Genomic DNA, 10,351 nt, shown 5'->3' on the forward strand with positions numbered 1-10,351 from the left:
CGCCATCCACGACATCGGCTACCAGCGCTACGAAGGCCCGCGCCTCGGCCGGGGCTACGCGGCACGGTCACTGTACGTCCACAGTGTCCGGTCGGCGTACGGGCTGGGACGCAGCGCGTGGGCGAAGCTGCTCCCGTTCGCGCTGTTGGGTTTCGCGAGCCTCGCGTCGCTGATCCTGGTCGTCATCAACACCCAGCTGCCGACCCAGGTGATCGACTACGTCGGGATCGTGTCGACGTTCACCTACGCGGCGACGGTGTTCGTCGCCGTGGTCGCGCCGGAGCTGGTGTCGGTGGACCTGCGCAGCAACCTGCTGCAGCTCTACCTGTCCCGCCCGCTGCGCCGCCGCGACTACGCGCTGACGAAGCTCGCCGCGCTCGCGAGCGCGGTGTTCGTGCTGTACGCGGTCCCCCTGCTGATCATGTTCCTGGGCATGGCGTTCAACACGGACACCGGCATCAGCGGCGTCTTCGACGAGCTGGGCGGCCTGGCGCAGGGACTGCTCGCCGCGGTCGTCCACGCGGCGCTGCTGGCCGCACTGGGTCTGCCGCTCGCCTCGCTGTCCGGACGGCGGGTGTTCGCCTCCGGGATGATCATCGCGTTGTTCCTGCTCTCCGCCCCGGTCTCCGGCGCGGTGATGGCCTTCGGCGGTGACACGCTGCAGAACCTCGGCGGCCTGCTCAACCCGGCGAGCCTGCTGAACGGCGTCGACCAGTGGTTGTTCGGCCTGAACATCAACCTCGCGTTCACCGGCGACTTCGGCTCGCTGTACGCACTGGTCACGGTCGCGTTGATCGCGCTGGGCACGGCGGGGGCCGTCCTGCGCTACGAGAAGGTGAAATCGTGAGCACCATCGAGTTGAACGGCGTCTCCCGCTGGTACGGCAACGTGGTGGCGGTTAACGACGTCACCCTGACGATCAGCCCCGGCCTCACCGGCCTGCTCGGCCCGAACGGCGCCGGCAAGACGACGGTCCTGCACCTGATGGCCGGCCTGATGGCGCCGTCCCAGGGCGAGGTCATGGTCGGCGGCGCGCCGGCGTGGCGCAACCCCGACATGTACCGCACGCTCGGCCTGGTCACCGAACGCGAGAGCGTGCCGGGGTTCCTGACCGCGTGGGAGTTCGTGCTGGCGAGCGCCAAGCTGCACAAGCTGCCCGACCCCGAGACCGCGGCCAGGCGCGCACTGTCCATCGTGGAGCTGGAGGACGCGCAGGACCGGCGGATCGCCACTTACTCCAAGGGCATGCGCCAACGCAGCCGGGTCGCGGCGGCGCTCGTGCACGACCCCCAGGTGCTGCTGCTGGACGAGCCGTTCAACGGCATGGACCCGCGCCAGCGCATGCACATGATGGCGCTGCTGAACCGCATGGCCGACGACGGCAGGACGATCCTGTTCAGCTCGCACATCCTGGAGGAGGTCGAGCAGCTCTCCGGCACGGTCCAGGTGATCGTGGCCGGCAGGCTCGCCGCGTCCGGCGACTACCGGGACATCCGGCGGCTCATGACCAACCGCCCGCACCAGTTCACGATCACCTCCTCCGACGACCGCCTGCTCGCGACCGTCCTCATGGCACAGGCGTCGGTGTCCGGCGTGAGCCTGGAGCCGGTGGGCGTGCTCGTGCAGGCCAACGACTACGGCACGTTCACCCGCTCGCTGGCCAAGCTCGCCCGCGAGCACAAGATCCGGCTGACGCAGATCCTGCCCTCCGACGAATCCCTCGAGAAGGTCTTCTCCTACCTGGTGGCGACATGAACCTCACGATCATGAGCCTGACCCTGCGGGCGATGCTGGGCCGCAGGCGCGTGCTGATGCTCCTCCCGATGCCGGTCATCCTCGTCGGACTGACGCTGATCGGCGTGACGTCCGACGCCGACGACGCCGAGTGGGGCCCGGTGGTGTTCTCGAACCTCGGCCTCTCCGTCGTCCTGCCGCTGACCGCGTTGATCATCGGCAGCAGCGTGCTCGGCCTGGAGATCGACGACGGCACGATCACCCACGTGCTGACGAAGCCGTTGGCGCGCAGCGAGATCGTGCTGTCCAAGCTGGCGGTGGCCTGGCTGGTGACCACGGTCGCGACCGGCGTCCCACTGGCCGCCGCGGCGTTGATCGCCGGCTCCGGCTCGCTGGCGGTGGGCCTGGTGATCGGCGCGGCCATCGGCGGCCTCGCCTACAGCGCGCTCTTCCTGGCGCTGTCGGCGATGACCAAGCGGCCCGTCGCCGTGGGCCTGGTCTACCTGGTGCTGTGGGAGAACATCCTGGTCACCTACGTCAGCGGCGCCCGGATCTTCAGCGTCCGCCAGCACGCGACCGCGATCGCCGACTCGATCGGCAACACGCCGCTCATCAGCTCGTCGGTGTCCGTGAGCACGGCGCTGGTGATGTCCGTGCTCTTCATCCTGGTCGGCACGATCGGCGCGACCCAACGCCTGCGGTCGTTCGCGCTGACGGGCGAGGCCAACTAGAGGGTGGTCCAGGGGCCGAGCCGGTGAGCCGGCTCAGCCACTGGACCACTTCGGTCTGGTTCAGGCCACCGTGCGCCACCAGCCGTCGGGGGGCGGGGCGGCGTCGACGTCGAGGGCCTGGCCCGGCTTCGGGACGGCGACGCGGATGTCGTCGCCCTCCGCCAGCAGCCGTTCGACGGGGTCGGACCACGAGTGCATGGCCAGGTTGAACGTGGCCCAGTGCACCGGGACGAGCAGTCCGCCCCGCACGGCCCGGTGGGTGGCGACGCCCTCCTCCGGTGTCATGTGGATGTCCGGCCAGTACGGCGAGTAGGCGCCGATCTGGATGAGGGTGACGTCGAACGGGCCGTACTCACCGCCGATGCGGGTGTAGCCGTCGAAGTAGCCGGAGTCGCCCGTGTAGAAGACGCGGCGGTGGCGGCCGGCGAGTACCCACGACGCCCAGAGCGTGCCGTTGCCACCGGGGCGCAGGCGGCCCGAGAAGTGCTGGGCGGCGGTGGCGACGACCTCGACGTCGTCGATGGCGATCCGCTCGTCCCAGTCCAGCTCGACGATGTTCTGCTCCGGCACCCGCCACCGCTCGAGGTGCGCGCCGACCCCGAGCGGCACGACGAACCTCAGCGACGGCTGCCGCGCGGCGAGCCTGCGGATGGTCATCATGTCCAGGTGGTCGTAGTGGTCGTGGGAGATCACCACGGCGTCCAGCTCGGGCAGGTCGGCCAGCGCCCACGGCACCGGGTGCAGACGCCTGGGCCCGAGCACGGTCGACGGCGAGACCCGCTCGCTCCACACCGGGTCGAACAGGAAGCGCTTGCCTTCCATCTCAACGAGCACGGTGGCGTGCCCGAGCCAGGACACCCGCAGCCCGTCGACGTCGGTGGCGAAGTCCGGCGCGCCGACGAGTGGCACCGGGCGCGTCGGCCGGCGCACCTCCTTGCCGAAGACGAGGTCCCGCACGGCACCTGAGGACGGCGTGCCGACCCTCGCGGACTCCGTGTTGTGGAACGCACCGTCCCGGAAGTGGGGCGACCGGCGCATCCGCTCGAGCCGCGCGCCCTTCGCCTGGCCGCCGATCGCCACGGGCACCTGCCACCCGGCGAACGCACCGGCCCCGACCAACGCCCCGACGGGCGCCAACAGCGCCGAGCGGCGCACAAGGTCTCTGATCACTGTTCCATCCTGCCCCCGTCTCGCTGAGAACGCCTGAGAGTGCGCTCAGCCGTCGAGCGCGCGCTTCATGACCTTGCCCATGTCGTTGCGGGGCAGCGAGGCCAGGTACCGGACCACCCTCGGTCGCTTGTGCGGCGCGAGCAGCCGGGCCACGTGGTCGGCCAGCTCCTCCGCAGGCGGCTCCGCGCCGGCGGGCACGACCCACGCGACGATCCGCTCCCCCAGGTCGTCGTCCGGCTCGCCGGTCACCGCCACCTCCGCGACCGCCGGGTGCTCCAGCAACGCGTTCTCGATCTCGCCGGCGCCGATCTTGTAGCCGCCGCTCTTGATCAGGTCCGTCGCGCGGCGGCCGACGAGGCGCACGTAGCCGTCGGGCTCGCGCACCGCCATGTCGCCCGTGCGGAACCAGCCGTCGCGCAGGACCTTCTCGGTCGCGTCCGGGCGGTTCAGGTAGCCGAGGAACAGGTTGTCGCCGGTCACCTCGATCTCGCCGACCGTCTCGCCGTCGCTGGTCCCGATGACCTCGCCGTCGTCGTCCACCAGCCGCAGGGACACGCCCGGCAGCGGCGGGCCGACCGTGCCCGGCCGGCGGTCGCCGGACGCGCGCACGCCGCAGTTCATCAGCGTCTCGGTCATGCCGTAGCGCTCCACCACCCGTTGCCCCGTCGCGTCGGCGAGGCGCTGGTGGTCGCTCGCCGGCAGCGCGGCGGAGCCGGACACCAGGAGCCGGGCGCGGCCGATCGCCTCGGCCAGCCCGGGATCGGCCGCGCAGTCCAGCGCGAGCCGGTGGTACATGGTCGGGACGCCGAACATCATGGTCGCGCCGCCGGCCAGGGCCTCGCCCGCGGCACTGGACGAGAACCGGCCGAGGTGCCACACCGTGCCGCCGCGCCGCAGCGGGCCGACCACGCCGACGATCAACCCGTGCACGTGGAACAGCGGCAACCCGTGCACCAGCACGTCGTCCGCGGTCCACGCCCAGATCTCGGCCAGGGCGTCGAGGTTCGACGTCACCGCGCGGCGCGGCAGGACCACGCCCTTCGGGGGACCCGTCGTGCCGGAGGTGTACACGACGAACGCCGGGGTCTCCGGGGCCGGCTCGGCGGGCAGGGCGGCCGGACCGGTCACCGCGCCGGACACCTCGACGGGAACCGGCAGTCGCGGGAGGTCGGCAAGGCCGGCCGGCACGTCCGCGTCCGGGGCGGCGAGCAGCAGGTCGGGAGCGCTGTCGGCCACGATGTGGGCCAGCTCGCGCTCGCCGATCTTCGGGTTCACCGGCACCACCGGCACGCCCGCGACCAGCGCGCTCACCACGGCGACGCACGTCTCCAGCGTCGGCGTCGCCCACACGGCCACGCGGGCGCGGCTGCTCAGGTCGGCGGCGAGCCGGCCCGCCAGTCGCGCCAGCTCGCCGTATGTAAGCGCTTTCGCGCCGAAGCGCAACGCCTCGCGGTCACTGCCGGAAGCCAGTTCGGGAAACATGCCACCACTATTGCCCGATACCGGAGCGGTTGCCTGAAGAATCGGTCGCGACGAGCGGCTCACCGGCCGAGTGGCGAGCCGGCGCGGACGCTCGTACGGCCGTTGAGCCCGTCTCGACCGGCGTGGCCCAGGCTTGCGGGCATGAGCCAGGAGCTTGCCGACCGCGCCGCCGTCACCGACACCGTGACCAGGATGGGGTGGTGTCTCGACCGGCGGGACTGGGACGGGTTGAAGGCGCTCTTCACCGAGCGGGTCCGCACCGACTACACGGCCCTGTGGGGCGGTGAGCCGCAGGAGGCAGGAGTCGACGAGCTGCTCGCCACCGACAGGCAGGGGTCCTGGCGGCGGACCATGGACGGGCTCGACGCGACCCAGCACCTGATCACCAACGTCCTCGTCGACCTCGACGGCGACGAGGCCCGGGCCAGCGCCAACGTCGTCGGGGTGCACCGGCTCGTCAACCCGCACGGGGCTCCGCTGTGGACGGTGGGCGGGACCTACGACTTCCGGCTCCTGCGCACCGCCGACGGGTGGCGGATCCGGGCCGTCACGCAGAAGATCACGTGGGTCGACGGCAACCAGCAGGTGCTCTTCCGCGCCGCCATGCGGGCCGCCTGAGCACCGATCGTCCAGCGATCATGCCCTGCCGTCCGGAATCGGGCATTTCGGTAGCTGAGAGCCGCGCGAACCGGGTTAGCCTCGCGTCACCAGAAACCGGGCACGACGTCGGGAGCCGGTCTTGCTCACCCTCACCCTCATCGCCGCCCTCCTCAGCCTCGTCCTGCTCGCGGCGGTCCACGGCGTGTTCTTCGCCTACTCGAACTCGGTCGTGCCCGGCCTCGACCGCACCGGTGCCGGAACGGCCGTCGCGGCCATGCGCGGGATGAACGCCGCGATCGTCAACCCCCGGTTCCTGACGACCTTCGTCGGACCGGTGCCCACCGCCGCGCTGACCGGATCTCTCCTGCTGGGACTCGGGGAACGGACGTCCGGGCTGCTCTTCCTCGCGGCGGCGGTCGTCCACCTCGCCGGCTGCCTGGTCGTCACGGGGCGGATCAACGTTCCCCTCAACGACGCGCTGGAGAACAGCACGGACACCGACTGGACGCGGCGGTGGGGCGACTTCTCCCCGCGCTGGCGCCGGTGGAACACCGTCCGCACCGTCACGAGCGGCGCCGCGCTCGTTCTCTGCGGATCGGGGCTGTACCTCTGGGGAGGATGAGGCCCGGGGACGCGGACCCACACCGGACTAGCACGGCGGGTCGTACGGGACGTCCGGCAGGTGCGTCCGCCATTCCCGCGGGGTGATCCGGTCGCCGGTACCGGCGCAGATGCCGGCTATGACAGCGGTTTCGTCCGTGTGCCAGGTGTGGACCACGCGGTCCCCGCCGCCCGCGCTCAGGGTGTCCCCGTCGGGGCGGAACACCGCCGTGTCGAGCGGGGAGCCCGAATCGGCCAGCACCGCGGCGCGGGTGGGGTGCGCGGGATCGCCGACGTGCCACAACCACACCGTGCCGTCGATGACGCTCGCCGCCAGCACGTTGCCGTGGGGGTGGAACGACACCGCGAGGACCCGTCCCGCCGGGGTGCTCGCGGTCGAGCCGGCCAGGTGTGGCGCGGCCGGGTCCCGGACGTCCCAGAGGCGCACCACGCCGTCGGTGCCCGCCGCGGCCAGGAGGGTGCCGTCCGGGTCGAACACCGCGCTGTGGACCTCGCCCCTCGGGCCGTCGAGCCGCGCGAGGCGGCGCGGGGCCCGGAGGTCGCCGACGTCGAACAGGTACACGTGCGCGTCCGCGCCGGCCACCGCCAGCTCGCCGCCCCGCGGGTGCCAGCTCACGTCGAGCGCCGCCGCGCGCAGGGCGCGGAACCGCGCGGCCGGCGCGGCCGGGTGGTCGAGCCGCCAGATGCGGACCGTGCCGTCCTCCGCGCCCGTCGCCAGCAACGAGCCGTCCGGACTGAACTCCATCCTCTTCCCGGCGCCGCGCAGGGTGGCGACCGGCCGCGTGAGGTCCGACGTGTCGAACACGACCACGTCACCGTCGACGGTCCCCGCGGCCAGCAGCCGGCCGTCCCGGGACAGGTCGCCCGCGCCGCTGTACGGGCCGCTCGCCGTGCGCAGGACGTCGTCGTGCCGCAGGGTGATCCCACCCTCGGCGAAGACCGCGAGGCGGGTGCCGTCCGCGCCGTAGCGCAGCTCGCCGATGGCTGCGGGAGTACGGGGCCGGACCGCGGACCGCAGCTCCCACCAGCGGACCGCACCGTCCGCGACGGTCACGACCGCGTCGCCCGCGAACGCCGCCCACGCCACGATGTCCGGGTGCGACAGCGTCCGCACCACCGACCACGTCGCGGTCTCCAGCAGGTACACCGTCGAGTCGGCGCCGCCCGCCACCAGGTAGCGGCCGTCCTGGCTGAACGAGGCCGTCGTCACCCGGACGTCCGCCAGGGTGTCCAGCGCGCGGCCAGGGCGTGCCGGGGACGCCGTCACGTCCCACAGCCGGACCGCCGCGTCGTTCGTGCCCCGCAGGAGCAGTTGCCCGTCGGGCGCGAACGACACCATCGCGGGCTTGTCGCGCGACTCCAGCTCCGTGATCTCGGTCGGCGTGCCGGTCAGCGACCACACATGGGCCCTGCCCGCGTCGGTGCCGAACGCCAGCAGTCCCCCGGCCGGTGCGTACGCGACCGAGCGGACGCGCGCCGCCGCGTGGATGCCCGGCAGCGGTCGCGGCTGCATCGGGACGTCCAGCGACCAGCGCGTGACCTCGTTGCCACCGACGGCGGCCAGCTCCGTGCCGCTCGGGTCGACGGCCAGCCGCTCGATGGGACCCGCCACCCCGGCGGCGAACCGGGCGAGGCGGACCGGGCTCCGTGGTCTCGACACCGACCACAGGGAGACCGTTCCCGTCCTGTCACCGATCGCGAGAAGGCTGTTGTCCGGCGAGAAGGTGAGCGCGTACACCTTGGCGGCCGTGGAGACCGGGCGGTCGACCCCCGACGGAACGGAGGCGATGACGCCGGCCCGGGCCAGGCCCCGCGACGACCGGGTGAACAGCGTGACCGAGCCGTCGGCGACGTCGCTGACCGCGACCAGCGCCCCGCTCGGTGAGGTGGCCAGGGCGGTCGACCCGGCGCCGAGGTACCTGGCCGGCAGCGGGGTGGCCGTGGACTCCAGCAGCGCGGACCTCGCCTCGCTGGTCGGCGCGATGCGGTAGCCGGCGATGGCCAGCTGGGCGGCGAGCGCCGGATCGGTGACCCGCAGGTTCTGGACGGCGGCGGCGATCCGCTGCGACAGCGCGATGTCGCGGGCGGCCGTCGCGTCGGTGCGCGCCCGGTCGGCGACCTCCGCGAAGACGGCGGCCGCGACGACGGCGACCACGACCGCCACGACCAGCAGGCGCTGCCGCACGGTCCGCCTGCGCGTGGCCAGCGCGGTCCGCCGGGCCAGGTCGTCGCTCTGCTCCAGGAAGTCCTTCTCCACACGGCTGAGCCGCAGCACCCCGGTCAGCTCCGACGAGTGCGCTCTCATCACCTCGAGCCGGCTGCCGGAGGCCAGCACGGACGGGTCCCGCTCGTTCTCCTCCCAGAGCCGAGCCGCCTCACTGATCTTCCGGTGGGCGCGGACGTCCTCGCGGTGGTCGTCGATCCAGGCACGCAGCCGCGGCCAGGCCGAGAGCATCGCGTCGTGGGCGATCTCGACGGTGTCGCCGTCCACCGTGACCAGCCGCGCCTCCGCCAGCCGGTCGATCACCACCCCCGCGCCGGGGTCCACGCTGCGCAGGTCCGCCAGGTCGACGCGGCGCCGGGCCACCGACTCGTCGATCGACAGCATCCGCAGCAGCAGCTCCGCGGCCAGCTCACGCTGCGCGGCGTCGAGCGAGCCGTACGCCTCCTCCGCGGTCCGCACCACCGCGCCGTCGATGCCGCCGGCCGCCTCGAAACCGGCGAGCGTGAGGACCGTGCCGCGCCGCCGGCGCCAGGTCTCCAGCATCGCGTGCGACAGCAGCGGCAGCACCCCGGCCCGGCCCTTGGCCTCCTGCGACACGGTCGCGACCAGCGCCCGCTCCACGGACAGGCCGACCGCCGCGGCGGGCCGGGTCAGCACGTCGCGCAGCTCGTCGGCGGACAGCGGACCGACCAGCACCTGGTTGGTCCGCAACGCCTCGGCGAGGACGGGGTGCTCGGCGAGGCACCCGAAGTAGTCGGCCCGCACGCTCACCACCACGCGCAGGTCCGGGCGGGCGAACACGTCGTCGAGGAACCGGGCGCGCTCGTCCGCCGCGCACAACGTGTACAGCTCCTCGAACTGGTCGACGACCAGCACCGAACCGAACGCCGGCAGCCGGTCAGCGGGGTGCTCCCCCGGCGTCATGATCACCGGCCGGCTCGCGGCGAGCGCGGGCACCAGCCCGGCGGCCAGCAGAGAGGACTTCCCGGCGCCGGAGGCCCCGAGCACCACCGTCACCGGGTGCTCGCGGACCCGGTCGGCCAGTTCCGCCACCAGCCGCTCGCGCCCGAAGAACAGATCGGCGTCCTCGCCCCGGAAGCCGGCCAGCCCCCGGTACGGCGCACGCTCCGGCGAGACCCCACCCTCGGCCGCGGCCCGCCACCGCGCCGCCCACTCGTGCTCGTCGCCGCCGCACGCGACCGCGTACGCCACGGCGACCGCGAACGTCGGCAGTCGCCGCCCGCCCGCCGCGTCGGCGAGGGTCGACACCGAGAGCCCGGTGCGCTCGGCGAGGGACCGGTAGGTGGGACCACCCGCCCGCTCGCGTAACTCACGCAGCGCGACCGCGAACTCCTGGATCGCGCCTTTCGCCGGGTCAACCGGCCGTTCCGGCCGAGGCATGACCCTCCCCCACTTTGTCCGGACGCGTTGACGCTGTCGAACAACGCCGCACCACCATAAACATTTCGGCACCGGGGTGGGGAGGTACGAAATGAGACGCGACACCGTGATGGGGGAGGTGCCGCGTCCCCGGCTCTCGGTGCGGGCCGCCGCCCAGCCGAGATGAGTGCGGTCCCCGGCGCGAAGGCCACCCCGTCCTTCGCGCCGGGGCCGCACGAACTGACGCGATCCATACGCCCGAGGGGAGGATTGCCTCGTACGCTCCGTTCGTGGGGAAGCCCGTCGAGGTCCGGTAGAAGGCCGGGGTGCCACGGAAGCGTTCGGGACGGCTTCTGCGACGAGTGCGGACCGGCGCCGGGCTCGTCGAGGTGCCACCGGTGCCCCTACC

The 10,351-nt window shown here is 73.0% G+C and carries 8 protein-coding genes; 5 read left to right on the forward strand and 3 right to left on the reverse strand.

The features are described from left to right. From ACJ73U_RS22660 to ACJ73U_RS22670, 3 genes are all read left to right on the forward strand, one after another. A partial coding sequence (locus ACJ73U_RS22660) for a hypothetical protein (RefSeq protein WP_407779693.1) occupies positions 1–847 on the forward strand: 847 nt, incomplete at its 5' end. Next, positions 844–1,755, forward strand: coding sequence for an ABC transporter ATP-binding protein (locus ACJ73U_RS22665; RefSeq protein ID WP_407779694.1), 912 nt, complete (start codon positions 844–846; stop codon positions 1,753–1,755). The genes ACJ73U_RS22660 and ACJ73U_RS22665, both read left to right, overlap by 4 nt. Next, positions 1,752–2,465: an ABC transporter permease gene (locus tag ACJ73U_RS22670; RefSeq protein WP_407779695.1), complete on the forward strand. Its 714-nt coding sequence runs from the start codon at positions 1,752–1,754 to the stop codon at positions 2,463–2,465. The genes ACJ73U_RS22665 and ACJ73U_RS22670 overlap by 4 nt, the downstream gene beginning before the upstream one ends. Positions 2,466–2,525: 60 nt before the next feature. Here ACJ73U_RS22670 and ACJ73U_RS22675 read toward each other — a convergent pair whose 3' ends face one another. After that, positions 2,526–3,635, reverse strand: a complete 1,110-nt coding sequence (locus tag ACJ73U_RS22675) for an MBL fold metallo-hydrolase (RefSeq protein ID WP_407779696.1) — start codon at positions 3,633–3,635, stop codon at positions 2,526–2,528. 45 nt (positions 3,636–3,680) lie between these two features. Continuing rightward, positions 3,681–5,117 carry an acyl-CoA synthetase gene (locus tag ACJ73U_RS22680; protein WP_407779697.1) on the reverse strand — a complete coding sequence of 479 codons (1,437 nt, stop codon included), beginning with the start codon at positions 5,115–5,117 and terminating at the stop codon, positions 3,681–3,683. Positions 5,118–5,258: 141 nt separating this feature from the next. Here ACJ73U_RS22680 and ACJ73U_RS22685 point away from each other — a divergent pair, with 141 nt between their 5' ends. Then, the gene (locus ACJ73U_RS22685) at positions 5,259–5,735 is read left to right on the forward strand and encodes a nuclear transport factor 2 family protein (RefSeq protein ID WP_407779698.1); all 477 of its coding nucleotides are present in this window, start codon (positions 5,259–5,261) and stop codon (positions 5,733–5,735) included. Between the two features lie 121 nt (positions 5,736–5,856). Continuing rightward, positions 5,857–6,339 (forward strand): DUF1772 domain-containing protein, encoded by a 483-nt coding sequence (locus tag ACJ73U_RS22690; protein WP_407779699.1) that lies wholly within the window; start codon positions 5,857–5,859, stop codon positions 6,337–6,339. Between the two features lie 27 nt (positions 6,340–6,366). Here ACJ73U_RS22690 and ACJ73U_RS22695 read toward each other — a convergent pair whose 3' ends face one another. Continuing rightward, a complete protein-coding gene (locus ACJ73U_RS22695; RefSeq protein ID WP_407779700.1) occupies positions 6,367–9,963 on the reverse strand; it encodes a helix-turn-helix domain-containing protein in 3,597 nt (1,198 codons plus the stop codon). Positions 9,964–10,351 lie beyond the last annotated feature (388 nt).

It is taken from the genome of Actinophytocola sp., from assembly GCF_045807065.1.
Taxonomy (GTDB): domain Bacteria; phylum Actinomycetota; class Actinomycetes; order Mycobacteriales; family Pseudonocardiaceae; genus Actinophytocola.